Annotated in this window: 25 protein-coding genes; 16 read left to right on the top strand and 9 right to left on the bottom strand. The window is 71.1% G+C overall.

Features of this window, described 5'->3' with window-relative positions; all coding sequences use genetic code 11:
- Positions 1–2: 2 nt before the first annotated feature.
- The gene (locus ACFVT5_RS00255) at positions 3–827 is read right to left on the bottom strand and encodes a response regulator transcription factor (protein WP_389879826.1); all 825 of its coding nucleotides are present in this window, start codon (positions 825–827) and stop codon (positions 3–5) included.
- Positions 828–1,028: 201 nt separating this feature from the next.
- Here ACFVT5_RS00255 and ACFVT5_RS00250 point away from each other — a divergent pair, with 201 nt between their 5' ends.
- From ACFVT5_RS00250 to ACFVT5_RS00240, 3 genes are all read left to right on the top strand, one after another.
- On the top strand, positions 1,029–1,163 hold the full coding sequence (locus ACFVT5_RS00250) for a hypothetical protein (protein ID WP_389879824.1): 135 nt from the start codon (positions 1,029–1,031) through the stop codon (positions 1,161–1,163).
- On the top strand, positions 1,160–2,446 hold the full coding sequence (locus tag ACFVT5_RS00245; RefSeq protein ID WP_389879822.1) for a glycosyltransferase family 4 protein: 1,287 nt from the start codon (positions 1,160–1,162) through the stop codon (positions 2,444–2,446). Before ACFVT5_RS00250 ends, ACFVT5_RS00245 begins: the two co-directional genes overlap by 4 nt.
- Positions 2,447–2,610: 164 nt before the next feature.
- Positions 2,611–4,206, top strand: a complete 1,596-nt coding sequence (locus tag ACFVT5_RS00240) for a hypothetical protein (protein WP_389879820.1) — start codon at positions 2,611–2,613, stop codon at positions 4,204–4,206.
- A 70-nt stretch (positions 4,207–4,276) separates the two neighbouring features.
- Here ACFVT5_RS00240 and ACFVT5_RS00235 read toward each other — a convergent pair whose 3' ends face one another.
- Together ACFVT5_RS00235 and ACFVT5_RS00230 are read right to left on the bottom strand one after the other, a co-directional pair.
- Positions 4,277–4,936: an FMN reductase gene (locus tag ACFVT5_RS00235; RefSeq protein WP_389879818.1), complete on the bottom strand. Its 660-nt coding sequence runs from the start codon at positions 4,934–4,936 to the stop codon at positions 4,277–4,279.
- The gene (locus ACFVT5_RS00230) at positions 4,933–6,060 is read right to left on the bottom strand and encodes an LLM class flavin-dependent oxidoreductase (protein ID WP_389879816.1); all 1,128 of its coding nucleotides are present in this window, start codon (positions 6,058–6,060) and stop codon (positions 4,933–4,935) included. Before ACFVT5_RS00230 ends, ACFVT5_RS00235 begins: the two co-directional genes overlap by 4 nt.
- Before the next feature lie 230 nt (positions 6,061–6,290).
- Here ACFVT5_RS00230 and ACFVT5_RS00225 point away from each other — a divergent pair, with 230 nt between their 5' ends.
- From ACFVT5_RS00225 to ACFVT5_RS00215, 3 genes are all read left to right on the top strand, one after another.
- Positions 6,291–6,917, top strand: coding sequence for a TIGR03086 family metal-binding protein (locus ACFVT5_RS00225; protein WP_389879814.1), 627 nt, complete (start codon positions 6,291–6,293; stop codon positions 6,915–6,917).
- Positions 6,918–6,960: 43 nt separating this feature from the next.
- Positions 6,961–7,803, top strand: coding sequence for a DUF6597 domain-containing transcriptional factor (locus ACFVT5_RS00220; protein WP_389879812.1), 843 nt, complete (start codon positions 6,961–6,963; stop codon positions 7,801–7,803).
- Between the two features lie 68 nt (positions 7,804–7,871).
- Positions 7,872–8,417, top strand: coding sequence for a GNAT family N-acetyltransferase (locus tag ACFVT5_RS00215; RefSeq protein ID WP_389879811.1), 546 nt, complete (start codon positions 7,872–7,874; stop codon positions 8,415–8,417).
- A gap of 60 nt (positions 8,418–8,477) precedes the next feature.
- On the opposite strand, the gene ACFVT5_RS00210 is transcribed toward ACFVT5_RS00215, so the two are convergent.
- The gene (locus ACFVT5_RS00210; RefSeq protein WP_389880925.1) at positions 8,478–9,395 is read right to left on the bottom strand and encodes an NADP-dependent oxidoreductase; all 918 of its coding nucleotides are present in this window, start codon (positions 9,393–9,395) and stop codon (positions 8,478–8,480) included.
- A gap of 186 nt (positions 9,396–9,581) precedes the next feature.
- Between ACFVT5_RS00210 and ACFVT5_RS00205 the strand changes: the two genes are divergently transcribed.
- On the top strand, positions 9,582–10,004 hold the full coding sequence (locus tag ACFVT5_RS00205; protein WP_389879809.1) for a winged helix-turn-helix transcriptional regulator: 423 nt from the start codon (positions 9,582–9,584) through the stop codon (positions 10,002–10,004).
- Here ACFVT5_RS00205 and ACFVT5_RS00200 read toward each other — a convergent pair.
- Positions 9,992–10,600 (bottom strand): hypothetical protein, encoded by a 609-nt coding sequence (locus tag ACFVT5_RS00200; protein ID WP_389879807.1) that lies wholly within the window; start codon positions 10,598–10,600, stop codon positions 9,992–9,994. The two genes, ACFVT5_RS00205 and ACFVT5_RS00200, sit on opposite strands and share 13 nt — an antisense overlap.
- Before the next feature lie 192 nt (positions 10,601–10,792).
- On the opposite strand from ACFVT5_RS00200, the gene ACFVT5_RS00195 reads away from it, so the two are divergent.
- The 3 genes from ACFVT5_RS00195 (at position 10,793) to ACFVT5_RS00185 (ending at position 12,831) form a co-directional block, all read left to right on the top strand.
- Positions 10,793–11,584 carry an SDR family NAD(P)-dependent oxidoreductase gene (locus ACFVT5_RS00195; protein WP_389879805.1) on the top strand — a complete coding sequence of 264 codons (792 nt, stop codon included), beginning with the start codon at positions 10,793–10,795 and terminating at the stop codon, positions 11,582–11,584.
- The gene (locus ACFVT5_RS00190; RefSeq protein WP_389879803.1) at positions 11,581–11,748 is read left to right on the top strand and encodes a hypothetical protein; all 168 of its coding nucleotides are present in this window, start codon (positions 11,581–11,583) and stop codon (positions 11,746–11,748) included. Before ACFVT5_RS00195 ends, ACFVT5_RS00190 begins: the two co-directional genes overlap by 4 nt.
- Before the next feature lie 279 nt (positions 11,749–12,027).
- Positions 12,028–12,831: an LAGLIDADG family homing endonuclease gene (locus tag ACFVT5_RS00185; protein ID WP_389880922.1), complete on the top strand. Its 804-nt coding sequence runs from the start codon at positions 12,028–12,030 to the stop codon at positions 12,829–12,831.
- A 62-nt stretch (positions 12,832–12,893) separates the two neighbouring features.
- Here the strand turns inward: ACFVT5_RS00185 and ACFVT5_RS00180 are convergent, their stop codons facing one another.
- Complete coding sequence (locus ACFVT5_RS00180; RefSeq protein ID WP_389879802.1) at positions 12,894–14,087, bottom strand: RtcB family protein; 1,194 nt, start codon at positions 14,085–14,087, stop codon at positions 12,894–12,896.
- Positions 14,088–14,282: 195 nt separating this feature from the next.
- On the opposite strand from ACFVT5_RS00180, the gene ACFVT5_RS00175 reads away from it, so the two are divergent.
- The 3 genes from ACFVT5_RS00175 (at position 14,283) to ACFVT5_RS00165 (ending at position 17,529) form a co-directional block, all read left to right on the top strand.
- The gene (locus tag ACFVT5_RS00175) at positions 14,283–15,137 is read left to right on the top strand and encodes a DUF3558 domain-containing protein (RefSeq protein ID WP_389879800.1); all 855 of its coding nucleotides are present in this window, start codon (positions 14,283–14,285) and stop codon (positions 15,135–15,137) included.
- A 134-nt stretch (positions 15,138–15,271) separates the two neighbouring features.
- The gene (locus tag ACFVT5_RS00170) at positions 15,272–16,039 is read left to right on the top strand and encodes a DUF3558 domain-containing protein (protein WP_389879798.1); all 768 of its coding nucleotides are present in this window, start codon (positions 15,272–15,274) and stop codon (positions 16,037–16,039) included.
- A gap of 104 nt (positions 16,040–16,143) precedes the next feature.
- Complete coding sequence (locus tag ACFVT5_RS00165; RefSeq protein WP_389879796.1) at positions 16,144–17,529, top strand: DUF2637 domain-containing protein; 1,386 nt, start codon at positions 16,144–16,146, stop codon at positions 17,527–17,529.
- 52 nt (positions 17,530–17,581) lie between these two features.
- Here ACFVT5_RS00165 and lysS read toward each other — a convergent pair whose 3' ends face one another.
- Complete coding sequence (gene lysS, locus ACFVT5_RS00160; protein WP_389879795.1) at positions 17,582–19,315, bottom strand: lysine--tRNA ligase; 1,734 nt, start codon at positions 19,313–19,315, stop codon at positions 17,582–17,584.
- Positions 19,316–19,473: 158 nt separating this feature from the next.
- Here lysS and argS point away from each other — a divergent pair, with 158 nt between their 5' ends.
- On the top strand, positions 19,474–21,240 hold the full coding sequence (gene argS / locus ACFVT5_RS00155; RefSeq protein ID WP_389879793.1) for an arginine--tRNA ligase: 1,767 nt from the start codon (positions 19,474–19,476) through the stop codon (positions 21,238–21,240).
- A 109-nt stretch (positions 21,241–21,349) separates the two neighbouring features.
- Here argS and ACFVT5_RS00150 read toward each other — a convergent pair whose 3' ends face one another.
- Both ACFVT5_RS00150 and ACFVT5_RS00145 read right to left on the bottom strand, forming a co-directional pair.
- Positions 21,350–22,582, bottom strand: a complete 1,233-nt coding sequence (locus ACFVT5_RS00150) for a PLP-dependent aminotransferase family protein (protein WP_389879791.1) — start codon at positions 22,580–22,582, stop codon at positions 21,350–21,352.
- A gap of 114 nt (positions 22,583–22,696) precedes the next feature.
- Positions 22,697–24,004: a helix-turn-helix domain-containing protein gene (locus tag ACFVT5_RS00145; RefSeq protein ID WP_389879789.1), complete on the bottom strand. Its 1,308-nt coding sequence runs from the start codon at positions 24,002–24,004 to the stop codon at positions 22,697–22,699.
- Positions 24,005–24,209: 205 nt separating this feature from the next.
- Here ACFVT5_RS00145 and ACFVT5_RS00140 point away from each other — a divergent pair, with 205 nt between their 5' ends.
- Positions 24,210–24,944, top strand: a complete 735-nt coding sequence (locus ACFVT5_RS00140) for a DUF4232 domain-containing protein (protein ID WP_389879787.1) — start codon at positions 24,210–24,212, stop codon at positions 24,942–24,944.
- An 81-nt stretch (positions 24,945–25,025) separates the two neighbouring features.
- Entirely contained in the window at positions 25,026–25,853 is an 828-nt protein-coding gene (locus ACFVT5_RS00135) for a DUF4253 domain-containing protein (protein WP_389879785.1), read from the top strand.
- Positions 25,854–25,903 lie beyond the last annotated feature (50 nt).

The following is a 25,903-nucleotide window of genomic DNA, read 5'->3' as shown; positions in this document are numbered from 1 at the left end:
CGTCAGTTCTCCCGCAGGACGTAGCCGACGCCCCGCACGGTGTGGATCAGGGCGGGTCGCTCCGGCTCGTCGACCTTGCGGCGCAGATAGCCCACGTACACGGCGAGGTTCTTGGAGCCGGGGCCGAAGTCGTAGCCCCAGATGCGGTCGTAGATCGTGGCGTGGTCCAGGACGATGCCCTCATTGCGTACGAGTAGTTCCAGCAGGTCGAACTCGGTCCGGGTCAGCTCCAGCTCGCGGTCGCCCCGCCAGACGCGCCGGGCCTGCGGGTCGATCAGCAGATCGGCCGCCGTCACCTGCCCGGCGCCCGGCGCGTGTCCCCCGCCCGGTTCACCCGACGGACCACCGGCTCCCTGGCCGGCGCCCGCCGCGCCGGAACCGGAAACCGCACCGGAACCGGAACCCGCGTTGGACCCCCAGCCGAAAGGACCCGTACCCGCGGCGCCCGCGATCCCGACGTCCCCGGTCCGCCGGAGCAGCGCCCGCAACCGTGCGAACACCTCTTCGATGTCGAACGGCTTCACCACATAGTCGTCGGCCCCCGCGTCCAGACCCGCGATCCGGTCGGCGGTCTCCACGCGCGCGGTGAGCATCAGAATCGGCGTACGGTCCCCTTCCGCGCGCAGCACACGGCACACCTGGAGCCCGTCGATCCCGGGCATCATCACGTCGAGGACGAGCACGTCGGCACCGTGCGTATGGGCACGCGCCAGTGCCTCGATCCCGTCGGCGACAGCGGTCACCTCGTAACCCTCCAGCGTCAGCGCGCGTTCCAGGGAATGGCGGATGGCACGGTCGTCCTCGGCGAGCAGCACAGTGTGGGGCACTCCCCCAGTGTGCCCATACCGGCGCGTCGAACGGCCTGGCCAGCGCCTCCGCAGTGGTCTTCTTACCCGGCTCTCACCCGGGCCGGATGGTCGGCTTACCTCGCCCGGCCAGTCTGAGCCCGTGCATACGCCGGGTGGACCGCGGGGGCCCGCCGCACTACGGCCGTATGACGAGACGCGGAAGCCCCGGGAGGACATCGCGTGAAACCGCCGGAGGACGTGCAGGGACGCGGACAGGACGGTCCCGACCAGACCGAGCCCGCCGAGCAGCCCACCGAGCCCACCAGGCCCACCGACACCACCGGGCCCACCCAGGACGCCGAGGACACCGTATGAAGATCGTGTTCCTGCTCCACAACGCGTACGCGATCGGCGGGACCGTACGGACGACCCTCAACCTCGCCGCCGCGTTCGCCGGCCGGCACGAGGTCGAGATCGTCTCGATGATGCGGCACCGGGAGGACCCCCGGTTCACCGTCGACGCGCGCGTGGGGCTCGTTCCGCTGGTCGACACCAGGGTGGGCAGCCAGGACTCGCGGTACGCCGCCTTTGGCCAGCCCGCCCGCGACTTCCCCAAGGAGGACAAGCGCCACCACCAGTACAACCGGCTCATCGACATCCGCGTCCGCGAGTACCTGGAGCGGAGCGACGCGGACGTCGTCATCGGGACGCGCCCCGGCATCAACGTCTATCTGGCGCTCTTCGGCCCCCGCCGCGCCCTGCGCGTCGCCCAGGAGCACCTGCGGCACGACGCCCACGGCAAACAGCTCCGCAAGGTCCTGACCCGGCACTACCGCACCCTGGACGCCGTGGTCACCATGACCGCGGCGGACGCGGCGGTGTACCGCGAGCGGATGCCGCTGCCGGGCGTATCCGTGCAGTCGGTGCCGAACATCGTGCCCGCGCCCCACGACTGCCCGCCGTCCGACGGCTCCGCACCGGTCGTCGCGGCGGCGGGGCGGCTGGTGCGCGGGAAGCGGTTCGACCTGCTGATCGAGGCGTTCTCGACCATCGCCGAGAAGCAGCCCGACTGGCGGCTGCGGATCTACGGCGGCGGTGAAGACCGCGAACGCCTCCAGACCCTCATCGACGACCTCGGCCTCGACGGACACGCCACGCTCATGGGCGCGCACTCCCCCATCGAGCCGCAGTTCGCGAAGGCGTCCCTGGTGGTGAGCGCGTCGGACGCCGAGTCGTTCGGCATGACCCTGGTCGAGGCGATGCGCTGCGGGGTACCCGTGATCAGTACTGACTGTCCGCTCGGACCCGGGGAGATCATCCGCGACGGGGTCGACGGGCGACTGGTGCCGGTCGGCGACGCGGAGGCGCTGGCGGAGGCGATGCTCGACCTGATCGAGAACGACGGCCACCGGCGGGCGATGGGTGCGGCGGCCCTTCAGAGCGCCCGCCGCTTCGACCCGGACCCGATCGTCGGCCGTTACGAACTCCTCTTCGACGAGCTGCGGTCGACCCGGCTGCGCCGCGCCTGGCTGCGGACCCGCCACCGGTACTCGGCCTCGCTGCGCCGCCGTCGGCGCGCGCTCGTCCGGGCCCTGCGCGGCGGACGCCGTCCGGGCACCCTGACCGTCGCCCCGCGGAGCACCACCCGACGCGCATGACCGCGTACGTCCCGCACGGGGGACCGCCTGACGGATGGCCGGCCCCCCGTGCGGGCCGCCCGGGGACCTGGTTCCCGGGCATCCGGCGCCTGCCGACCGGCCGCAGGTCCTCCTCGGCTCCGGTCCGGTCGGCAGGCCCCGGGTCGGACCGGGGGCGGGACGCAGTGAGAAGACGGTGGCGTCCCGCCTCCCGCTCCACCGAAGCCCTGTCGGGGCGCCCTGGTCCGCCCTCGCTCGCGCGCCGGTCGCCCGACGCCTCCGCCGGGGGCACCACGGCCGTCCTGGGCCGCGCCGATCCCGCCGTACAACCCGGGCGCGCGGCCCCCTGGTACCCCGACCGTGTCCCCTGGCTCGGGCTCGTCGCCTGCGCGTACGCGCTGCTTCAGCTCCTGCTCGTCGTGCCCCGGCTCTCGGGAGCGCTCGGGTGGGACGAAAGCGTGTACGTCTCCCAGGTCGACCCGCGGAATCCCGCCGCCTGGTTCAGCGCCCCGCGCTCACGCGGCACCAGCTTCCTCGTCGCGCCCGTGATTTTCGCGACCCCGTCCGTCCTGGCCCTGCGGATCGCACTCGCGCTCGGCGCGGCGGCGGCCCTGTACGGGGCGTTCCGGGTCTGGCGGCACCTCGTCGGACCGGCCGCCACGGCGCTCGGGGCGCTGCTGTTCGCCGGGCTGTGGACGACCCAGCTTTACGGGCCGCAGGCGATGCCCAACATGGGGGTGGCCCTGGCGTCGGTGGCCGCGGTGGGCTGGTTCCTGCGACTGCCGGGCCACCCGCGCGCGGGATGGTGGCTGGCCGGTTCGCTCACGGTGGTCACCCTGCTGCGGATCCACGACGCCGCCTGGCTGGGTCTGCCTTTGCTGCTGACGGCGGCCGTCGTCCGTGCCCGGCGCCGGGCACTGCCGTATCTGCTCGGCGGCCTCGCGGCGGGCGCCGTGCCGTGGGCCGTCGAGGCGTACGCGCGCTGGGGCTCGATCCGGGAGCGTCTGCGTGTGTCCAGCGCCACCGAGGGCGGCATGGGCCTGCATCTCAACGTCGGCAATGCCTGGCGCGCGCTGGACGGCCCCATGCTCTGCCGCCCCTGCACCGGGGAGCCGTACCCGCCGGTCGGTGTCTCGCTGTGGTGGCTGTGCCTGCCGGTCCTCGCGGCCGTCGCGGCAGCGCTGGCACTGCGCGACCGCCGACAGGTCACCGGCGGGGACCTCACGCGCGCGGAGGTGACCCTTCTGCCGCTGGCCTGCGCCGCCGCCATGGCGGTGCCCTATGTGCTCCTGATCGGCTACGCGGCGCCCCGGTTCCTGCTGCCCACGTACGCCCTGGCCGCGCTCCCGGTCGCGGCGCTCGCGGTCCGGGCCGTGCACCGGTACGGGCGGCCCGCTGCTGCGGTGGTACTGCTGCTCGTGGTCGCCCAGCTCGCCTCGCAGGCGGCGCAGACGGACCGGCTCACACCGGTCACGGCGGCCGTCGACCAGCGGTACCGCGCCGCCGCCGACGGGCTGCGCGCCCTGGGCCTGAGCCCGCCCTGCCTGGTCACCGGGGATCGCGCGCTGCCGGTGGCGTACGACGCGGGCTGCGCGTCGGCGCAGATCGGCGGCAACAACACCTCGGTGACCCGGGCCGAGTTGCTGCGCATGATCCCCCGGCAGCCGACCGCGGTCCTCACGGCCGGCGGCCGGCGGCCCCCGTCGTACGCGCGCGACTGGACCCCGTATCCGCTCCCGCACAGCGGCGGTCTGACGGCCTGGCGGCCACCGGCCGGGTAGCGACTCTGGGTAGCGACTCCGGGTAGCGACTCCGGGTGGTGGCGCCGGGTGGTCACGGTCCCGGCGGCCCTCAGAGGGCGCGTACAGCGGCGAGTTGCTGCTCGAAGGGGATGACGGTCAGCCCGGCCTTCTCGGGCGCCGTGGGGGCCGGTACGGCGGCCGTGAGGGCCGTCGCGTCGGTCGCGGGGACGGTAGTGGCTACGGCAGTGGCCGACGTGGCGGGCCCGGTGAGCGTCACCAGCTCGCGCGCGGCGCGTCCGATCCGCTCGGCGAGACCCTCTGCGCCCCAGTCCTCGGACGCCGCGTACACGGCCGTCGGCACGACGACCGCCCGCAGATACGCGAACAGCGGGCGCAGCGCGTGCTCCAGGACCAGGGAGTGACGGCCGGTGCCCCCGGTGGCGGCGGCGAGTACCGGCTTCCCTGTCAGCGCGTCCTTGTCGATCACGTCGAAGAACGACTTGAACAGCCCGCTGTACGAGGCCGAGAACACCGGTGTCACGGCGATCAGGGCGTCCGCGCCGGTGACCTCGTCCAGCGCCTCGCTCAGCGCGGGCCCGGGAAATCCGGTGACCAGATTGTGCGCGATCTCGACGGCGAGGTCACGCAGTTCCACGACGCGCACCTCGGTACCGGGGGCCTGCCGTACGACCGCCTCGGTGAGACGGTCGGCGAGCAGCCGGGTGGACGAGGGGACACTCAGTCCCGCGGACACGACGACGAGCTTCATGCGGTGGTCACCTCCTGCGGTCCTTCCTGCCCTTCGGGGGCCTGGTCTTCGGCGGCGCGGGCCGCGAGGCGGGACGCGTGGGTCGGGGCGTCCGGCACTCCGGCGGGGCGGTTCTTGGCGAACTCCTCGCGCAGCACCGGCACGACCTCCTCGCCGAGCAGATCGATCTGTTCGAGCACCGCCTTCAGCGGCAGGCCCGCGTGGTCCACGAGGAACAGCTGGCGCTGGTAGTCACCGGCGTACTCGCGGAACGACAGCGTCTTCTCGATGACCTCCTGCGGCGAGCCCACGGTGAGCGGGGTCTGCGCGGTGAAGTCCTCCAGGGAAGGGCCGTGCCCGTAGACCGGCGCGTTGTCGAAGTACGGGCGGAACTCCCGTACCGCGTCCTGCGAGTTGCGGCGCATGAACACCTGGCCGCCGAGGCCGACGACGGCCTGTTCGGGGGTGCCGTGGCCGTAGTGCGCGTACCGCTCCCGGTACAGCTCGACCATCTTCCGGGTGTGCTCCTTCGGCCAGAAGATGTTGTTGTGGAAGAAGCCGTCGCCGTAGTAGGCGGCCTGTTCGGCGATCTCCGGGGAGCGGATGGAGCCGTGCCAGACGAACGGCGGCAGCCCGTCCAGGGGGCGCGGGGTCGACGTGAACGACTGGAGCGGCGTACGGAACTTGCCCTCCCAGGTGACGACGTCCTCACGCCACAGGCGGTGCAGCAGCGCGTAGTTCTCGACGGCGAGCGCGATGCCTTGGCGGATGTCCTTGCCGAACCAGGGGTAGACCGGGCCGGTGTTGCCGCGGCCCATCATCACGTCGACACGGCCGTTCGCGAGGTGCTGGAGCATCGCGAAGTCCTCGGCGATCTTCACCGGGTCGTTGGTCGTGATCAGGGTGGTGGAGGTGGACAGCACCAGCTTCTCGGTGCGGGCGGCGATCCAGCCGAGCATGGTCGTCGGCGAGGAGGGCACGAAGGGCGGGTTGTGGTGCTCGCCCGTCGCGAAGACGTCGAGACCGACCTCCTCGGCCTTCTCCGCGATGGCGACCATGGCCTTGATCCGCTCGTGCTCAGTCGGGACACGCCCGGTCGTCGGATCGGGCGTGACGTCCCCGACGCTGAAGATCCCGAACTGCATGCTGCTCTCACCCTCGGTATTGTTTACGTTTCAACTACATGACGGAACGGTACCCCGGGACGGAGTATTCCCGCGAGTCGCGGCACGCACGGCCGTATGCGTGTCCCGCCCGTATGCGCGGCCGTATGTGCGTCCCGTCCCTATGCGTGGCCGTATGCGGCGCTGCGCGCGCAAGAGGGCTGTCGCGTTTCTTCAAGCCCCGCGCGCGGGGGCTCTCGTACCGTCGCCCCATGAGCGACCTCGACGACCTCCGGACCACCCCGCCCTCTCAGGACGCACCGCCCCTGGGGGACCTTCTCCGGTCCTCCGGCGCGCAGGCGGTGCCCCTGATCCACGGGCTGCGCGACGATCAGCTGTCCGCCCCGACCCCCTGTGCCGAGTACGACGCACGGTCCCTGGTGAACCACCTCTTCCATGTGGTCACGCAGTTCACCGAGCTGGCCCGCAAGAAGCCGTCCGACTTCACCGTCACCCCGGACTACGTGGCCGAGGGCGACGACTGGCGCGAACGGTTCACCGCCGCCGTCGACGCCTTGGTGGACGCCTGGTCCGCGCCCGGCGCCGAAGAGGGCACCACCGGAGCCATGGACATGCCCGCGCGGACCGTCGGCTGCATGGCCCTCCTCGACCTCACGGTGCATGTGTGGGACCTCGCGCGCGCGACGGGCACCGACTACCGGCCCGACCCGGCGGGCGCCGGCGTGGTCGGCACCCTCACCGACGCCGTCGCCGGGCTCGCCCCGACCGCCCGCAAGATGGGCATGCTCGCCGACCCCGTACCCGTACCGGCCGACGCCTCCGACTTCGACCGGCTGCTCGGCACCACCGGCCGCGACCCGCGCTGGCACCGCCCCTGACCCGAGCCGGGTGAGTGTCAGTGGCCCGACTTACGATCGGGCCATGGCACCTCCGCGCCGGGACACCAAGGGCATCGTGGACGCACGCGAGCTGTTCGCGCGCGTGGACTTCCGCCGCCGTGAACCCGCCGAGGCCCTGCGCCCGTACCTGGAGCACTACTGGCTGATCGACTGGGACCTGACCGAGCCCTACGCGTCGATCGTCGTACCGCACCCGTCCGTGAACCTCGTCTTCCAGCGGTACACGGGCACCGCGCCCTTCGGCGAGGTGGCCGGCATCGACCCGCGTCTGTTCACGAAGAAGCTGGAGCACCAGGGGCGGGTCTGCGGGATCACCTTCCGCGCGGGCGGCTTCCGCCCGTTCGCGCCGGGCCGGGCGGTGGCGGAGTGGACCGGGCGGTACGTGCCCCTGGGCGAGGCGTTCCCCGACCGGGCGGAGGCCATGGCGGCGGCGGTCGGCCCGGTACTCGGCCCGGACGACGAGGACGCGCGCGTGGCGGCGCTCGACGCCTTCCTGCTCACCCTCGGACCGCACGGCCGGGGACCCGAGCCCGACCCGCAGGCCGACCTCGCGATGACCCTGGCCGACCGTATCCGCACGGACCCGACGATCCGGCGCGTGAACGACTTCGCGGCGGCCGAGGGCATGTCCGTCCGCGCGATGCAGCGGCTGTTCGCCGAGTACGTCGGGGTGGGCCCGAAGTGGATCATCCTGCGCCGCCGGATCCACGAGGCGCTGGAGCACGCCGAGACACAGGCCGACGTCGACTGGGCCGCGCTCGCCGCCGACCTCGGCTATGCCGACCAGGCCCATCTCGTACGGGACTTCACAGCGACGGTCGGGGTGCCACCGACGGCGTACGCACCGCGGGCGGACCGGCGCTGACCTGCGCCGGAGCGCGGGCCGGGACCAGGTCCGGGGCCGTTGTCAGTGGCGGCGCCTACGGTGGGGGAATGGACAGCGAGACGACTCCCACGGTGCGGCTGGAACCCTGGTCGGAAGGCGACTTCGACCTGCTCGTACGGAACAACGCGCCGGAGATGACCGAGCATCTGGGCGGCCCCGAGACCGAGGAGCAGGTGGCGGCCCGGCACCGCCGCTATCTGGCGATGGACGGCACGGGTGGCCGGATGTTCCGCATAGCCCTCGGCGCGGCGGACACCGAGGGCGGCCGGGCCGGCACGACGGACGCCGTCGGCGCGATCGGCTACTGGGTGCGGGAGTGGGGCGGGCTGCCCGCGTGGGAGACGGGCTGGGGGGTCCTGACCGAGTTCCAGGGCCGGGGCATCGCGGCGGCGGCGGCCCGGCTCATCGTGGAGCGCACGCGCGCGGACGGCACCCGACGCCATCTGCACGCCTTCCCGTCCCAGGACCACCCCGCGTCCAACGCCGTCTGCCGCAAGGCCGGTTTCACGCTGATCGGGCCGTGCGACTTCGAGTATCCGAAGGGACACTGGCTGCGCAGTAACGACTGGCGGGCGGATCTGACCCAGCCCTGACCCGGCCCTGACCCGGGCGGCTTCAGAGGGGCCGCTTCAGGGAGCAGCTGGAGGGAGCGGCTAGGGAATCAGCACCAGCTTGCCGCGCAGACCGCCCTCGGCCAGCCGGGCGTGCGCCTTGGCGGCGTCGTCCAGGGCATAGGTCTCGGCCACGCGGGGCGTCAGGGCGCCCTCGTCCACGAGTGCCACCAGCTCGGCCAGCCGCACCCCGTCCGCGGCGACCTGGACCGCCGTCGTACGGACGCCCCGTACCGGTGCCGGGGCCTGAAACGGGATGGGGCCCACGTAGACGCCACCGTCGCGTACCGCCGCCAGCGCCGCGTCGCCGATGAAGGCGGCGTCCAGGACGGCGTCCACGCTCGCGGGGGCCACCGGGACAGCGGAGGCCGTGGCGGCACTGTCGCGGGACACGAAATGCGCCGCCCCGAGGTCGCGGACCAGCGCGGCGTCCGCCTCGCCCGCGAGCGCCGTGACGGTCACTCCCCGGCGGGACGCGAGCTGGACCGCGTAGCCGCCGACCGCGCCCGCCGCGCCCGTCACCAGCAGGCTCTGGCCGGACTTCAGGTCCAGCAGGTCCAGGGCCTGGGCGGCGGTGAGGGCGTTGAGCGGCACGGTGGCCGCGTGCGCGACGTCCACCGAGGTGGGGGCGCCGGCCACCGCCGACGCGTCCACGACCACGTACTCGGCGTGGGCGCCGAGCGGGCGGACCGTGCCGTAGGACAGGGCGACCACCCGGTCACCCACGGCCCATCCCGCATCGGGCTCCGCCGCGTCCACCGTCCCGGCGACGTCCCAGCCGAGGCCCAGCGTCTCGCCGGCGCCTCCGAAGGCGCCCGCCCGTACCCCGGCGTCCACCGGGTTGAGGGCGGCGGCCCCGACCTTGATCCGGATCTGTCCGGGACCCGGCTCCGGCACCGGAATCTCCACGACCCGTACGGCCTCCGGACCACCGAACTCGGACACGACGACCGCACGCATGACAGCAGGCATGACAGCACCCATGACAGCACTCCCCTGGGATGAGAACGACAACTGGCGTAGATCCGGCACCCCACGCTTACGGCCGGGGTGCGCTTTCCAATCCGCAGTGACAACCCTAGGAAGAGCAACTATCTTTCGGTAAGTACGCACTTCGAGGTGCCTACGTCACCCGGAGGTGAGCCCATGGCCACGACGACGGCGGCGCAGCGGCGGGCGCGGGCCCGTGCCGATTACGACGCGTTCCTGAAGAGCTGCCCGACCAACCAGCTACTCGACCGGATCAGCGACAAATGGGTCAGCCTGATCGTCAGCGCGCTCGCGCCGGGGCCACTGCGGTACAGCGAGCTGAACCGCGTGATCGCGGGGGTGAGCCCCAAGATGCTGACGCAGACGCTGCGTTCACTGGAGCGCGACGGCATCCTCACGCGCGCGGTGACCCCGTCGGTCCCGGTCCGCGTCGACTACGCGCTCACCCCGCTCGGCCTCAGCCTGAGCCGGCTGCTGTCCGCCGTGAAGGACTGGGCGGAGACGCATATCGAGGAGGTGCACGAGGCGCGGACGCGGTACGACGGGGGTAGCGACGGGGACGGGGATCAGAAGGTGTAGACGTCGCCGGTCTCCAGGACGAGGACCTCGTGCCGGTTGTTGTCCGGGTTGATGTCCTTGGCGCCGCCGTTCCAGAGGGTGTCGATCCGTACGGAGACCTCGGACCGCAGCCCCTTGAGGCGTACCGGCACCACGATCTCGTCGCCCCGGCTGCCCGCGGTGAGCGCACCGGTACGGCACAGCACCGTCGTACGCGCCGACCGCACACACCCCGCGGGAAGCTCCTGCCGATCGGTGAGCGGCACCGACCAGACGAGCCGCAGGGTGGTGTCGGCGACGTCGGACGGGCCGTGGTTCTGGGGGGTGAGCCGGACGGTGAGACGGCCGTCGGCGAGGGTGAGGGAACCGTGCTGGGCGACGTCGGCCTCGTGGGGGTCGACGGCGGGGGCGACCGGCTTGGGTTTCGGAACCGGCGCCGCAGCCCCGACGACGAGCCCGACCACTCCAAGGGCGACCCCGGCCCGCAGAACCCGCCGAGCAGCCCCCACCACACACGTAGGCACGGACTTCGGCACCAACTTCGGCATCGACTTCGCCTTCGACATCGACTTCCGCATCGATTTGGGCATCGACTTCGCCATCACCACTCCAGCCACTTCAGACACCTACGCACGCCTACGCACGCCTCAGCACGACTGACGCACACACGAGATCTTCACATCACCCGATGTATCCCCCGCATCACGCTCCGCAGGCACCGCTCATCAGGTGACCGTCGAATGGCCCTCGGGCACCGGCCTATCCTGGCGGCACCGAACCCTCGCGCACCGCTTCCGGAGGAACCCCGCATGACCGCCCCGCAGGACGTGCCCGCAGCCCACCCCGCCGCCGACCGCGTGGCCGTCATCACCGGGGCGAGCAGCGGTATCGGCGCCGCGACCGCGCGGCAACTGGCGGCGACCGGACTGCGCGTCGTCCTCACCGCGCGCCGCAAGGACCGTATCGAGGCGCTGGCGGCGGAACTGACGGCGGCCGGGCACCGGGCCACGGCGTACGCGCTGGACGTGACGGACCGGGCGGCGGTGAACGCGTTCGCGGCGACGCTCGACCACTGCGAGGTGCTCGTGAACAACGCGGGCGGCGCGCTCGGCGCGGACCCGGTGGCGACCGGCGACCCGGAGGACTGGCGCCGGATGTACGAGACGAACGTGCTCGGCACCCTCCATGTCACCCAGGCCCTGCTGCCCGCGCTGGTCGCGAGCGGCGACGGCACGGTGGTGATCCTGTCCTCGACGGCGGGCCACGCGACCTACGAGGGCGGCGCCGGATACGTGGCCGCGAAGCACGCGGAACACGTACTCGCCGAGACCCTGCGGCTGGAGATCGTCGGGCAGCCGGTCCGGGTGATCGAGGTGGCGCCGGGCATGGTGAAGACGGACGAGTTCGCGACGACGCGGTTCCACGGGGACGCGGAGAAGGCGGCCAAGGTCTACCAGGGCGTGGCCGAGCCCCTGACCGCCGACGACGTGGCCGACACCATCACCTGGGCGATCACCCGCCCGTCGCACGTCAACATCGACCTCCTGGTGGTCCGCCCAAGGGCCCAGGCATCCAACTCCAAGGTCCACCGCACCCAATGACCCAGAACCCGCCGACCCCGGACCCGGACCCGGACCCGGAAGCCCACCGCCGCAAGGAAGAAAAGCGCAACGAGCGCTACATGTGGTGGTACCTGGCCTACTTCCTCTTCGGCATCCACCTGGTAGCCCTGGTCATGATCTACGCGGTCCGCCACGGCAAGTAGCCCCGGCACCGGGTCCCGCCGGCCTCCCGCCACCCACACGAGTGAAGTCACTCCAACACCCGCTCGATCGGTGAACACGCGATCTAGGCTCGCGGCACAGACATCAGCGCGGCCCCCGGCCGGGACCGGCATCCCGAGCGAGGGCCTGACCACCAGGAAGGCGTACTTCCCGTGGCTGAACGCGAGCCTATAGCCCAACAGTTCACCCTCGACCAAGCACTCGATGAGGCACGCCAAGAGGACCCTCACGACACGTCCGGCGCCGACTTCACGGGGTTCATGGACCTCGAAATCCCCGACTACGCCTACATGTTCGGCTTCTTACAGGCCGACGGACACCTGGCGAAGGGCCTGGGCCGGAAAGGCAGCCTGACCGTCGAGATCAGTGTGCGGGACATCGACATCCTGCTCAGATTCCAGCAGTTGACTCCGTACAAGAGCACGATCACCGAGCGCGTCCGCACCACGAACTTCTCACAGGAGCACCACTCCGCCACCTGGACCCTCTGCGCCATGGAAGCCCGAGCGACGATCAACGACCTCGGCCTGCCCTACGGCCGCAAGTCCAAGAAGATCACCCCGCCCCGGGTCCCGTTCTCCCGCAGGGACTACCTACGCGGAGTCATCGATGCCGACGGGTCCGTGGGCTACACCGGCCAAGGGCTGCCCTTCGTCTCGCTGACGACGGCCAGCACCGCCGTCGGGGTGTATCTGGCGTTCTACGCGAGGAAGATCACGGGCATCGAGCGGCGGACCAAGCGCAACGCGCGCGACGGCGTCTACAACATCATGTACACGAACGAGGCCGCGCAAGGGCTCGCCGCCCATCTCTACTATCCGAGATGCCTCGCCCTGGAGCGCAAGCAGGCGTCCGCCGACGGGCTCGCCGACTGGGTGCGGCCCGCCGACATGAGGGTGGCTCCCGAGCGACGGAGCTGGCGGGAGTCGGAGGACCGCATCCTGCTCGCCCACGGCGACCCCGTCACCGCCGCCGAGGCGCTGGACCGAACCGTGCGGAGCTGCCAAGTCCGGCTGTGGCGCCTGCGCAGCGGCCGGGTCCCGCTCCCCTCGGACGACCAGTGAGCCGCTGAACGACGAGACCCCGGGCGGGGGCCCAGGGTCTCGGTGGTTCTCCGACATTCAGGTCAGCCCTTCACGCAGACGACCTGCTTCAGCTTCGCCACGACCTCCACCAGGTCGCTCTGCTGTGCCATCACCTGCTCGATCGGCTTGTACGCGGCCGGGATCTCGTCCACGACGCCCGAGTCCTTGCGGCACTCGACGCCCCGCGTCTGCTCCTCCAGGTCCTGCGTCGAGAAGCGGCGCTTCGCGGCGCCACGGCTCATCCGCCGACCCGCCCCGTGCGACGCCGAGTTGAACGCCTTCTCGTTGCCGAGGCCCTTCACGATGTACGTCGCCGTGCCCATCGAGCCGGGGATGATGCCCAGGTCGCCGTTGCCCGCGCGGATCGCACCCTTGCGGGTCACCAGCAGATCCATGCCCTCGTACCGCTCCTCCGCCACATAGTTGTGGTGGCAGGAGATCTCCGGCTCGAAGGTCACCTTGGCCTTCTTGAACTCCTTGCGCACGACGTCCTTGAGCAGCGCCATCATGATCGCGCGGTTGTGCTTCGCGTACTCCTGCGCCCAGTACAGGTCATTCCGGTACGCCGCCATCTCCGGGGTGTCCGAGACGAACACCGCCAGGTCGCGGTCCACCAGGCCCTGGTTGTGCGGCAACTTCTGCGCCACGCCGATGTGGAACTCGGCCAGTTCCTTGCCGATGTTCCGCGAACCGGAGTGCAGGGTCAGCCACACCGCCCCCGTCGAGTCGACGGAGACCTCAAGGTGGTGGTTGCCCGAGCCCAGTGTTCCCATCTGTTTCGTAGCCCGTTCCTCGCGGAACTTCACCGCGTCCGCGACGCCTGTGAAGCGGGACCAGAAGTCCGTCCAGCCGGCCGTGGCGAAGCCGTGGAAGCGGGACGGGTCGATCGGGCTGTCGTGCATGCCTCGGCCCACCGGAATGGCCTGTTCGATCTTCGAGCGGAGGCGGGACAGGTCGCCCGGCAGGTCGTTCGCGGTCAGGGACGTCCGTACCGCCGACATACCGCAGCCGATGTCCACGCCGACCGCCGCCGGGCACACCGCGTCCCGCATCGCGATCACCGAACCGACCGTCGCACCCTTACCGAAGTGCACGTCCGGCATGACCGCGAGGCCCTTGATCCACGGCAGTGTCGCGACGTTCTGGAGCTGACGGAGCGCCACATCCTCGACCGACGCCGGATCCGTCCACATCCGGATGGGCACCTTCGCACCCGGAACCTCTACATACGACATAGCGTCCTCATTCCCCCGTAATCGTTCAAAAGTCTGTAAGCGCAAATACCGGAGCCAAGGTCGTCGAATGGGATGACGGACCGGCGTCCACGGCCGTGCGTGCGATACACATTGTGACGACAGGGTCCAGGTCGGCAGCAAGCGAATAACCACTTCGGGCAACCCAGCGCGCGCCCGTCGAGAGGAGCCATCACCGTGCAGCGGAAGGCGTACGTCCCGGGCATCGCAGTGCTCCTGACAGCCCTGCTCGCCGGCTGCACCGGCGGTTCGGGCTCGGATGACCCGGCGACCGACGCCAAGCCGGGCGACACGAGCGCGACGGTCCCCGCGGCGGAGCCCGGCAAGTACCGCACCCTGCCCGAGCCCTGCGGCGCCGTCGACCACAGCACCCTCGACACCCTCCTGCCCGGTATCCGGCAGCTCACGGACGAGGAACAGCGCACCAAGGCGTACACGGGCGTGGCCACGACGACGTACGACACCGACCGGCGCGTGGGCTGCCGTTGGAAGGTCGAGGCGACGGGCGCGACGAACCATCTCCTCGTCGACTTCGAGCGGGTCGTCTCCTACGACGGCGCGGTCAGCGACGACACCCGCGCGGAGCAGGTGTACACGGACAAGCAGAAGGCCGCCGACCTGCCCGAGCCCACCACGAGCAACAGCGGTAACGGCAACAAAGGCGCCAACGGCGACAAAGGCGGCAACGCGGACCCCTCCACCAGTTCGTCCGCCACGCCCTCCGGAACCGCGTCCGCGCCCGCCGCCTCCGACTCGTCGGACCCCGGCTCCGGCGGCCCGGCCGCCGAGAATCTGCTGCCCCGCGTCCTCGACAAGCTCGGTGACGCCGCGTACCTGGAAGACCGGCTCTCGACCTCCGCGTCGGCCACCCGCCAGCGCACCGTGACTGTGGTGTTTCGCACGTCGAACGTCATCGTGACCATCCAGTACGACGAGCAGTCGACGGTCCCGGACGTGCAGCCGGACAGCAAGGAGTTGCAGGACAGGGCGCAGAAGTTGGCCCAGCGGCTGGCTGAGGGCTTCACCGGCTGACGCCTGTCGCGCCGGCCGCCGGGCGCCCGCGGGTCGGGCGGATCCGGAACGGCACCCGGCACGTTCGGCGTACGGTGGCCCTTCCGGTGCATCCGGTAAGAGAGTCATACAAGAGCGTCACGAGTGAAGGAACCATGCAGCGACCCGCCAAGCGACTCACCCGCATCCTTGTCTGCGCAGCCGCCGTCCCGGTGCTCCTCGCCGCGTCCGGCTGCTCGTCCGACTCCGGCTCGGGCGACAGCGGCGCGAAGAAGGACTCCGGTTCGCCGGCGTCCTCGTCCGGTGGCTCGGGCGACACGGCGACGGTCGACAAGGCCGCGTTCGGGAAGCTGCCCGACCCGTGTGCCGCGCCGGCGAAGAAGACGCTCGCCGATCTGGTCCCGAAGGCCGGTTCGGGCAAGGGGGGCCGCTCCGAGGACACCTCGACCCGGAGTACGTGCTCGTGGAGCAGCCTGGAGAACAAGGGCGTCAAGGGCTCCCAGTTCCGCTGGCTGAACGTGTCGCTGCTCCGCTTCGAGTCGGACGCGGCCCGGGGCAGCGGTGCCAAGCTGGCCGGTGAGTACCAGGCGAAGCAGGTCAAGGACGCGCAGGCGACGGACGGCGCGGCGAATGTGAAGACGTCGGCGCTGTCGACGGGCGACGCCGCGCAGCTCGTGCGATACGACCTGAAGAAGAAGGAAGGGTCCTTCAAGCAGCAGACGGTGGTGGCCCGGGTCGAGAACGTCGTGGTGACGGTCGACTACAACGGCGCCGGTCTCGCGGGCGACGAGGCGCCGAGCGCGGACACGCTGGCGAAGGCGGCGCAGAAGGTGGCGCAGGAGACGGTGAACGCGGTGATCGCCGCGAACTCCGCGTCGAACGGTTCGCCGTCACCCTCCAAGTCCTCAAAGGCCAAGAGCTGAAGCTGATGCTGATCAGCGAGCGGTAAGGGACTCCGACCCTCCACTCCCCGCACACATGTGCCAGTCTGTTCCGCGCAACAAGCCGCACAGGGAGGGGAGTAACGGTGGCCGGGCCACTTCAGCTGACACGGACGCACCGGATCCTGATCGCTCTGGTCGTCTCGGGCGCCGTCATCATCGCGGGCATCGGCTTCGCGGGTTCGTACGCGGCCGTACGGGAGTTGGCGATCCAGAAGGGGTTCGGGAACTTCAGCTATGTCTTCCCGATCGGCATCGACGCGGGCATCTGCGTACTCCTCGCCCTCGATCTGCTGCTGACCTGGATCCGTATCCCGTTCCCGCTGCTGCGTCAGACGGCGTGGCTGCTGACGGCGGCGACGATCGCGTTCAACGGCGCCGCCGCATGGCCGGATCCGCTCGGTGTGGGCATGCACGGGGTGATCCCGATCCTGTTCGTGGTCTCCGTCGAGGCGGCCCGGCACGCGATCGGGCGGATCGCGGACATCACGGCCGACAAGCACATGGAGGGCGTACGGCTCACCCGCTGGCTGCTGTCGCCGGTGCCGACCTTCCTCCTGTGGCGGCGGATGAAGCTGTGGGAGCTGCGCTCGTACGAGCAGGTGATCAGGCTGGAGCAGGAGCGGCTTGTGTACCAGGCGCGGATGCGCTCCCGCTTCGGGCGCGCGTGGCGCCGCAAGGCTCCGGTGGAGTCCCTGATGCCGCTGCGCCTGGCCAAGTACGGCATCCCGCTCGCGGAGACGGCACCGGCGGGCCTCGCGGCGGCGGGCATCGAACCGGCCCAACTGCCCCCGGCACCGACCCCGACCGCCACCGCCACCGCCGCGCTGGAACCCGCGCCCGCGATCAACGCCGAGGCTCGGCCCGCACCCGCTCCGGCCGCCCAGCAGTCCCCGCAACAGGCGCCGGAGCCGGATGAGTTGAACCCCTGGTTCGCCCAACCGCAGCCGGCCGCGTACGAGGGCGGCTACAACCCGGAGTTCACGCCGGAGGACCAGTACGCGCAGTACTACTCGGAACAGCAGCGGTACGAGGAGTACGCGGAAGCGGGTTTCGTCCAGCAGGAGTTCGTCCAGCAGGAGTACCCGCAGGGGGACTACCCCCAGCCGGAGTATGTCCAGCCGGAGCCCCCGGAGCCGGGGTTCCGCGTTCCGTCGGGCCCCGGCCGCACCCGCCCCCTCGGCAACGCGGGCATCCCGTCGCCGCGCTCCGAGCAGCAACCGGCGGCCGACCCTCAGGAAGTCCTGCGCGAGGAACAGCAGTTCGCGGACGACGCGTCACAGGAGGACGCGTACTACCAGGTGTTCCGGCAGTCGACGAAGAGCCAGGGCAGCATGCCGTCCCCGGCGTCGTTCGGCGCGGACATAGAGTCCTCTTTCGGCCACACCCTCACCGACACGGCCCTGAAGCGTCACTTGAAGACCTTCGAGGCCCGCCTGAACCAGGAACTGGCGGAAGACCACATCGCGTAGCGGCTGATGGCGGGCGCGGCCCCCGTGAAGGGGCGCGCCCGCAGACGAACCTCTACGCCGACAGAAGCTTCCGCACCCGCTCCACCCCTACCGCAAGCAAAAGCGTAGGCAGTCGAGGCCCGGTCTCCCGTCCCACCAGCAACCGGTACAGCAGCGCGAAGAACGACCGCTGTGCGGCCTTCAGTTCGGCCGTGGGCCTGGCGTCGGCGTCCAGTCCCTCCAGCGTCTTGGGAACCCCGTAGACGAGCGTGGTGAGCCCGTCCAGGGACCAGTGGCTGTCCAGCCCTTCGAGAAGCAGCCGCAGCGACTCACGGCCGCGCTCGTCCAGGGAGACGAGCAACTCGGTGTCGGGCTCGGCCCGCACCACGGTCCGCTGCTCGGCGGGCACCTGTGTGTTGATCCACGCCTGGGCCTTGTCGAACCGGGGCCGCACCTCGTCCAGCGAGGCGAGGGGGCGCTCGGGGTCGAGTTCGCCGAGGATCCGCAGCGACTGGTCCTCGTGGCCGCCGGTGATGTCGGCGACGGACGCGAGCGTGCGGTACGGCAGCGGGCGCGGGGTGCGCGGCAGCTCAGCGGCGGCGGTGCCGACCGCACGGGCGTACGCGGCGGCGTCGGCGGGCAGCACCGACGCGTCGGCGACCTTGGCGGCGAGCTTGTCCCACTCGTCGTAGAGCCGCTGGATCTCCTGGTCGAAGGCGATCTTGAAGGACTGGTTGGGGCGGCGCCGGGCGTAGAGCCAGCGCAGCAGCTGGGGCTCCATGATCTCCAGGGCGTCGGCCGGCGTGGGCACCCCTCCCTTGCTGCTGGACATCTTCGCCATGCCGCTGATGCCCACAAAGGCGTACATGGGCCCGATGGGCTGCTCGCCGCCGAAGATGCCGACGATCTGGCCGCCGACCTGGAAGCTGGAGCCGGGCGAGGAGTGGTCGACGCCGGACGGCTCGAAGATCACGCCCTCGTAGGCCCAGCGCATGGGCCAGTCGACCTTCCAGACGAGCTTGCCGCGGTTGAACTCGCTCAGCCGCACGGTCTCCGAGAAGCCGCAGCCGGAGCAGGTGTACGTCAGCTCGGTGCTGTCGTCGTCGTACGCCGTGACGGTGGTGAGGTCCTTCTCGCAGTTCCCGCAGTACGGCTTGTACGGGAAGTAGCCCGCGGAACCACTGCCGTCGTCCTCGGCGGCGGCGCCCGAGCCTTCGGCGGCCTCCAGCTCGGCCTCTTCGACGGGCTTCTGGGACTTCTTGCCGGGGCCCTTCTTCGTCCGGTACTGGCCGAGGATCGCGTCGATGTCACCGCGGTGCTTCATCGCGTGCAGCACCTGCTCGCGGTAGACGCCGGAGGTGTACTGCTCGGTCTGGCTGATCCCGTCGTACTCGACGCCGAGCGCGCCGAGCGAGTCGACCATGGCGGCCTTGAAGTGCTCGGCCCAGTTCGCGTACGCGGAGCCCCCGGGCGCGGGGACGGAGGTCAGGGGCTTGCCGATGTGCTCGGCCCAGGAGTCGTCCACGCCCGGAATGCCGACGGGCACCTTGCGATACCGGTCGTAGTCGTCCCACGACAGCAGGTGGCGGACCGTGCGGCCACGGCGGCGGATCTCGTCGGCGACGAGGTGCGGGGTCATGACCTCGCGGAGGTTGCCCAGGTGGATCGGACCGGAGGGGCTGAGACCGGACGCGACGACGACGTCTTTCTTCCCGGGCGCGCGGCGCTCCGACTCGGCGATGACCTCGTCCGCGAAACGGGAGACCCAGTCGGTGGTCTCGTTGCTGCTCTGAGCCACGATCGGCACGTCCTTCTTTCCTGATGGAGCCGCCGCACGGTCCCACGGGGCTGTCCGTCCATTCTCCCAGCTCGGGCCGCGAGCGCGAAAATGGCTTTTCAACGCATGGAATACTTGAGTTTTGTAGCTACACCCGACTCAGGAACCCGAGCAGAACGGCATCCTTCATGGCCTCGGTCACGTCCCTCACCGCTACCGTCCATCAGCGTCTCGCGACCGCCCTCCAGGCTGCACTGCCGGAGGCGGGCTCCGCGGACCCGCTGCTGCGACGAAGCGACCGGGCCGACTTCCAGGCCAACGGCATCCTGGCCCTCGCGAAGAAGGCGAAGGCGAACCCGCGCGAGCTGGCCGGGCAGGTCGTGGAAGCGCTCCCGGCGGACGAGGTGATCCAGGAGATCGAGGTCTCCGGACCCGGCTTCCTGAACATCACGCTCACCGACCGGGCGATCACGGAGAACCTGGCCGCGCGCGCGGCGGACGACGAGGGCCGCCTCGGCGTCCCGCGCGCGGAGCACCCGGGTACGACGGTGATCGACTACGCGCAGCCGAACGTGGCGAAGGAGATGCACGTAGGGCACCTGCGGTCGGCGGTGATCGGTGACGCGGTCGTCAAGATGCTGGAGTTCACCGGTGAGTCGGTGGTGCGCCGGCACCACATCGGCGACTGGGGCACCCAGTTCGGCATGCTCATCCAGTATCTGACCGAGCACCCGCACGAGTTGGACCACGGCGACGCCGACGCCCTGGACGGCCGGACGGCCATGTCGAACCTCGACCGGCTCTACAAGGCCGCGCGCGTACTGTTCGACTCGGACGAGGAGTTCAAGACGCGGGCGCGCCTGCGGGTGGTGGACCTCCAGGCGGGCGAACCGGCGACGCTGGCGCAGTGGCAGAAGTTCGTGGACGAGTCGAAGCTGTACTTCTACTCGGTCTTCGACAAGCTCGACATGGAGATCCACGACGAGGACGTGGTCGGCGAGTCCGGCTACAACGACATGCTGGACGAGACCTGCCGGCTCCTGGAGGAGTCGGGGGTCGCGGTGCGGTCCGAGGGCGCGCTGTGCGTGTTCTTCGACGATGTGAAGGGCCCGGACGGCCAGCCCGTCCCACTGATCGTGCGCAAGTCGGACGGCGGCTACGGATACGCGGCGACGGACCTGTCCGCGGTCCGGGACCGTGTCTTCCGCCTCAAGGCGAACACCCTGCTGTACGTGGTGGACGCCCGTCAGTCCCTGCACTTCAAGATGGTCTTCGAGACGGCCCGCCGCGCCGGCTGGCTGAACGACGACGTAAAGGCGCAGCAGCTCGCCTTCGGCACGGTCCTCGGCAAGGACGGCAAGCCGTTCAAGACCCGTGCCGGTACGACGGTCCGCCTGGAGGACCTGCTGGACGAGGCGATCGAGCGGGCGTCGGCTGTCGTACGCGAGAAGGCGCGGGACCTGACCGAGGACGAGATCGCCGAGCGCGGCGCCCAGGTGGGCATCGGCGCGGTGAAGTACGCGGACCTGTCGACGTCGGCGAGCCGCGACTACAAGTTCGACCTGGACCAGATGGTGTCCCTGCACGGCGACACGAGCGTGTATTTGCAGTACGCGTACGCCCGGATCCAGTCGATCCTCCGCAAGGCCGGTGAGGTACGTCCGGTCGCCCACACCGACCTCGAACTCGCCGAGGCGGAGCGGGCGTTGGGCCTGCACGCGGACGCGTTCGCGGAGACGATGGCGGAAGCGGCTGCGGAGTACGCACCGCACAAACTGGCGGGGTACTTGTACCAGTTGGCGTCGCTGTACACGACGTTCTACGACAAGTGCCCGGTCCTGAAGGCGGACACCAAGGAACAGACGGAAAACCGCCTGTTCCTCTCCAACATCACAGCCCAAACCCTCCACAAGGGAATGCAACTCCTGGGCATCAGGACCCCGGAACGCCTCTGACCCGGAGACGCCTGCCCCGTTGTGGGCAGGCGTCCCGCAGGGCGATGGGGGTCCCCCCTGGACGGAGCTTGTCGGAGTCCTTGGGGGAGGGTGGGCACAACACCACCGACTAGCTGAGCCCGGCAGCAAACGCCAGCCCAAGCCGACGCAGCCCAACGCGAATCTCGTCAGGGGTATGCGTGACAAAGCACAGCCGAAGGGTACGGGCGTCCGGGGCACCGGCAAAGAACGGCGCCCCCGGCACGTACGCGACGTCATGCTCAACGACCCCGGCAAGCAGCGCAGCGCTGTCGAACCCCTCAGGCAACCGAGCCCAAAGAAACATCCCCCCGGAGGGCCGACTCCAGGTGGCCCCGCCAGGCAGCGCATCGCCCAACCCCCCAAGCATCGCGTCCCGCCGCTCCCCATAGGCACGCGCGACCCGCACCACATGCGCGTCAAGATCCCGCTCGGCGAGATACCGCGCGGCGGCGAGCTGGTTGACTGTCGGCGTATGCAGGTCGGCGGCCTGCTTGGCCACCACGCAGGCGCGCCGCACGGCGTCCGGCGCCCGCAGCCACCCGAGCCGCAGTCCCGGCGCCATCACCTTGGAGAAGGTCCCGAGCAGTACGGTCCGGTCCTCGGCGCCCGGGTAGGACGCGATCCATGGCACCCGCTCCCCCTCGAACCGCAGTTCCCCGTACGGGTCGTCCTCCACGATCCACAACCCGCGCCGGGCCGCGACGGAGGCGATGGCGGCGCGCCGCTCGCCGGGCAGCGTCCGCCCGGTCGGGTTCTGGAACGTCGGCACCGCGTACAGCAGCTTGGGCCGGTGCTCGGCGACGAGCGCGTCCAGGGCGTCGGGGTCGATGCCGTCGTCGTCGCACGGGACGGGCACCACGCGCGCGCCCGCGAAAGCGAACGCCTGGAGGGCGGCGAGGTAGCAGGGTGTCTCTACGAGGACGGTGTCGCCGGGCTCGACGAGCACCGTGGCGAGCAGGGAAAGCCCCTGCTGCGAACCGGTCGTGACGAGCAGGTCGTCGGGTGCTGTCGGGAGCCCGCGCGCGGTGGTGCGTTCCGCGAGTGCGGTACGGAGGGTGGGCTCGCCCTCGGTCGTGGCGTACTGGAGGGCCCGCGCGGGCGACCGCGTGAGTACGTCATGGAACGCGGCGGCGACGCCCTCGCTGTCGAAGAGTTCCGGTGCCGGGAGTCCGCCCGCGAAGTTGATCACCTCGGGCCGTGCGGTGACGGCGAGGATGTCCCGTACCGGTGAGCCGCCGATCGCGGTGGCCCGCGCGGCCAGTGGCGGCGGGGCGAGGCACTGAGCGGCGGCGGTCTGGTAGGCAGGCCCGGTCACGGTCACGTCGGCTCCTTCGGCACGGCACGGGCGGATGCCCGTGAGCCTAAGCATGTGGGTGCCGCCTACAAACATCGTTTCGCGATACGGACACCTCGCCGCACGCCCGGCATCCGGGGCCTACGGGGTCTGCTCCTCCTGGACGGGCGCCGTCTCCCAGCGTGACGCCCCGCCCAGCGGGTAGTTGAACTTCCCCGTGCCTTTGCTCGCGCTGGTACGGAAGGGGAGGCCGCTGTCGTCGATCCGCACCGTGCCCCGGCGGGTGCCGCTCGACCAGTCCAGTTCCAGGTACCAGCTCACATCGCGCGCCCGCGCGTTGGCGGTGATGTAGAAGACCTCCGGGTCGCTCTCGCTGACCTTGTAGGGGAAGTCCCGCTGGCCGTTGAGGGGGTTCGCCGACGGGTGGCCCGAGTCGAGGGCGATGTCGAAGGAGGCGGTGCGGACTCCGCCGCCGCAGCCGACGCCCATCTCGTAGTCGTTCCAGACGAGCGGGGGGCCGGACTTCACCACGCGTACGTGCAGGGCCTCCAGGACCACGGTCTCGCCGCCGGTGCCCTGCACGGTGAGTGCCACGTACTGCTCGTCGGCCGAGACGCCGCCCAGCGCGCGTACCCAGCCCCGGGCGTCCTGCTCACCGGGCGGCGGCGGGACCTCGGTGGACGGCCGGTTCACGAGGTAGCTCTGGGTGCACGGGCCCTCCCACGCGTACGGGCGCGTGGCCACCGTCACGGGCGGTGCGGAACTCTCCGTGCGCGACGTGGAAGGAGAGGGCGCCCCGGTCGGGGTCGGTTCTGTCGTGCGGGACGCGCGCGGGGACGGTGTTTTCGAGGGGGACGCGGAGGGCGCGTCGGGGGACGGCGACTTCGAGGGGGCGTCGGTGACCTGCGAGCCGTGCGCCTGGGGTGCCGCGTCCGGGCCGGGCGGCAGCAGTCGCGTACTGAGGACCACGGCACCCACGACCGCGAGGACACCGCCGGCGACGTACAGGGCCCGCCTACGCGCGCGGGGGGACGGCTGCGGCTCCCCCGGCTCGCTCGGCACCTCCGGCGCACTCGGCGCGCCCGTCTCCCCCGGCACCTGCGGAGCGACCGGTACCGCTTCGGCCGCGACCGGTTCGACCCGTTCTGCCACCCGTTCTGCCACCGGTTCCGTGATCGCCGCCTTGCGCCCCCGTACCGCGTCCGCGACGACCCACGCGCGGTGGACCTCCACCAGCTCGTCGGGTGACGCCTTGCAGAGCCGGGCGAACCGCTCCACGGCCGCGTAATCGGTGGGTACGGCGTCGCCGTTGCAGTACCGGTGCAGTGTCGACGTGCTCATGTGCAGGCGTTTGGCGAGCGTCCCGTAGCTGAGGCCGGACCGCTCCTTCAGGTCCCGCAGGCGCTCCGCGAACGCCGCCGTCTCGTCCCGTCCTGCTTCCCCCGACACCGTTTCCCCTCGTTTCTCCGTGTGTCCCGCAGCCTCGCGCGTCCCGTACCGGCGTTCCAGGCGGTGGTCATTTCCGCAGGTCACGGCCGGTGGAACCGTTCCAGTGTCCCTGATCGCGTGGCGGTCCTGGCAGCCGGGACGGATCGCCCCACAAGCTCTGGTCATCCAAGCACGACACCACCACCCCCACCGAAAGGGCCCAGCCATGACCGTACGCATTGCCCGCCCCCGCGTCCGTCTGTTCGCCGCCGCCACCTCCGTCGCGCTGTCGGCGCTGGCGCTGACCGCCTGCCAGAACGGCGAGGGTGTCCGCGACGAGGGGGCGTCCGCCGGGAACTCGAAGGTGACGACGGGCGACGAGAAGCCGGCCGGGGCGAAGGAGTCCGACGGGGCGAAGGAGTCCGGCAAGTCGGACGCGAAGCCGGAGGCGCCGCAGGCCCCCGCGGCACCCGGTCACCAGAACTCGGCCGGCGCGCAGGGGTCGACGGCGGGTTCGGGTTCGGGTTCGACCAGCCGTAAGACGGTCACCTGCACGGGGGCCACCACGCGCGTGACCGTGACGCAGGTGTCCCGGCCCATCAACCACCTCCTGCTGACCGCCACCAACACCGGCACGGCGCCCTGCTACGCGTACGGCGCCCCGTACCTCCGCTTCGACCAGGCGCAGTCCGCCGTCCAGTTCATCGAGGACAGCAAGCCGCAGGCCGTGGTCACGCTCCAGCCGGGTGAGTCCGCGTACGCCGGGATCATCACCTCGTCACCGGAGGGCGCCGAGGGCTACACCGCGAAGAAGCTCGGTGTCCTGTTCGCGAACCGCGCCATGAACGGATCGGTCGGCTCCGAGGCCCCGGTGACCCTGCCGAAGGGCGGCGTGTACGTCGACAGCTCGAACCAGGTCACGTACTGGCAGACCGACCTCTCCACCGCCCTGGAGTGGTGAGGCCGTCGTCGCGTGGGCAATCGGGGGCAACGGGGGCTCCTGGCGGGAGCGTTGTCAGTGGGCGGTCGTAAGGTCGGGGCCATGGCGATGCTTCCGAATCCGCTCCCGGCCCTCGCGGGTGACCCGACGGGCCAGGCCCTGGGCCTGGACCTGCCGCCCGGGGCGCTGGTCGACGAGACGATCGACGGGACCTGGCATGAACCGCTGTTGTGGTGCGCCGACGCGCCTGCCGTGCCCGGCGACTGGCGGCAGCTGCTGCCCGCGCGCCGCACGGCGGGGCTGCATCCGGTGCTGATCGGCAGCGCCGGGTCCCAGGGCGGGCGCCCCGAGAAGTGGGACCTCAACCCGCAGGGGACGACGTACGCGGGCGACCACGACGCCGAAGAGGTCCTGGCCGAGGTCTGGGAGGCGTACGCGCAGGACGAACTCTCCGGTGAACTGGCGGACGGGGCCGCTCCGGTGGGTCCCTGGCCGGGTCTGGCTCCCCCCGGCTCCTCCGACTACGACCCGGACGGCGAGGCGGCCGAGCTGGCGGACATCCTCACCCTCGGCGACTCCTGGCTCGGCGACCCCCGGCTCGCCCTTGTCCCGGCCCGCCGCAGCGCCGACATACCGGCGGCGATCGGCTGGTCGGGGCCGCTGAACTTCGAGGACGACGTGGCCCGGCTCTCGGCGGTGCTGCGGTCCTGGGAGGACCGGTTCGGGGTGCGGGTGGTGGCGCTCACCTTCGACCAGCTCGTCGTCTCGGTGGCGGCCCCGCCGACCACGATGGAGGCGGCGGAGGCGCTCGCTGTGGAACATTTCGCGTTCTGTCCGGACAACATCCAGCAGGGAGCGCACCCGGCCTTGTCGGCGTACGCCAAACACCGGATCATCGACCAGCCGACGTGGTCGTTCTGGTGGGACTAGACCCCGCCTGACGCGGCGGCCGGGAGCCAACTCCCAGGGGGAGCAAGGGG

The organism is Streptomyces sp. NPDC058001 (assembly GCF_042886315.1).
Taxonomy (GTDB): domain Bacteria; phylum Actinomycetota; class Actinomycetes; order Streptomycetales; family Streptomycetaceae; genus Streptomyces.
The sequence above is the reverse complement of the archived record's forward strand: the minus strand, read 5'-3'. Positions and strand labels throughout refer to the sequence as shown.

What these genes read in the sequence shown, in the direction of transcription:
- ACFVT5_RS00245 (WP_389879822.1), top strand. Translation starts at nt 1,160, where the DNA reads ATGAAGATCGTGTTCCTGCTCCACAACGCGTACGCGATCGGCGGGACC.
- ACFVT5_RS00185 (WP_389880922.1), top strand. Translation starts at nt 12,028, where the DNA reads ATGGACCTCGAAATCCCCGACTACGCCTACATGTTCGGCTTCTTACAG.
- ACFVT5_RS00205 (WP_389879809.1), top strand. Translation starts at nt 9,582, where the DNA reads ATGGCCACGACGACGGCGGCGCAGCGGCGGGCGCGGGCCCGTGCCGAT.
- argS (WP_389879793.1), top strand. Translation starts at nt 19,474, where the DNA reads ATGGCCTCGGTCACGTCCCTCACCGCTACCGTCCATCAGCGTCTCGCG.
- ACFVT5_RS00215 (WP_389879811.1), top strand. Translation starts at nt 7,872, where the DNA reads ATGGACAGCGAGACGACTCCCACGGTGCGGCTGGAACCCTGGTCGGAA.
- ACFVT5_RS00135 (WP_389879785.1), top strand. Translation starts at nt 25,026, where the DNA reads ATGGCGATGCTTCCGAATCCGCTCCCGGCCCTCGCGGGTGACCCGACG.
- ACFVT5_RS00170 (WP_389879798.1), top strand. Translation starts at nt 15,272, where the DNA reads ATGCAGCGACCCGCCAAGCGACTCACCCGCATCCTTGTCTGCGCAGCC.
- ACFVT5_RS00230 (WP_389879816.1), bottom strand. Translation starts at nt 6,060, where the DNA reads ATGCAGTTCGGGATCTTCAGCGTCGGGGACGTCACGCCCGATCCGACG.
- ACFVT5_RS00190 (WP_389879803.1), top strand. Translation starts at nt 11,581, where the DNA reads ATGACCCAGAACCCGCCGACCCCGGACCCGGACCCGGACCCGGAAGCC.
- ACFVT5_RS00140 (WP_389879787.1), top strand. Translation starts at nt 24,210, where the DNA reads ATGACCGTACGCATTGCCCGCCCCCGCGTCCGTCTGTTCGCCGCCGCC.
- ACFVT5_RS00220 (WP_389879812.1), top strand. Translation starts at nt 6,961, where the DNA reads ATGGCACCTCCGCGCCGGGACACCAAGGGCATCGTGGACGCACGCGAG.
- ACFVT5_RS00225 (WP_389879814.1), top strand. Translation starts at nt 6,291, where the DNA reads ATGAGCGACCTCGACGACCTCCGGACCACCCCGCCCTCTCAGGACGCA.
- ACFVT5_RS00180 (WP_389879802.1), bottom strand. Translation starts at nt 14,087, where the DNA reads ATGTCGTATGTAGAGGTTCCGGGTGCGAAGGTGCCCATCCGGATGTGG.
- ACFVT5_RS00210 (WP_389880925.1), bottom strand. Translation starts at nt 9,395, where the DNA reads ATGCGTGCGGTCGTCGTGTCCGAGTTCGGTGGTCCGGAGGCCGTACGG.
- ACFVT5_RS00235 (WP_389879818.1), bottom strand. Translation starts at nt 4,936, where the DNA reads ATGAAGCTCGTCGTCGTGTCCGCGGGACTGAGTGTCCCCTCGTCCACC.
- ACFVT5_RS00195 (WP_389879805.1), top strand. Translation starts at nt 10,793, where the DNA reads ATGACCGCCCCGCAGGACGTGCCCGCAGCCCACCCCGCCGCCGACCGC.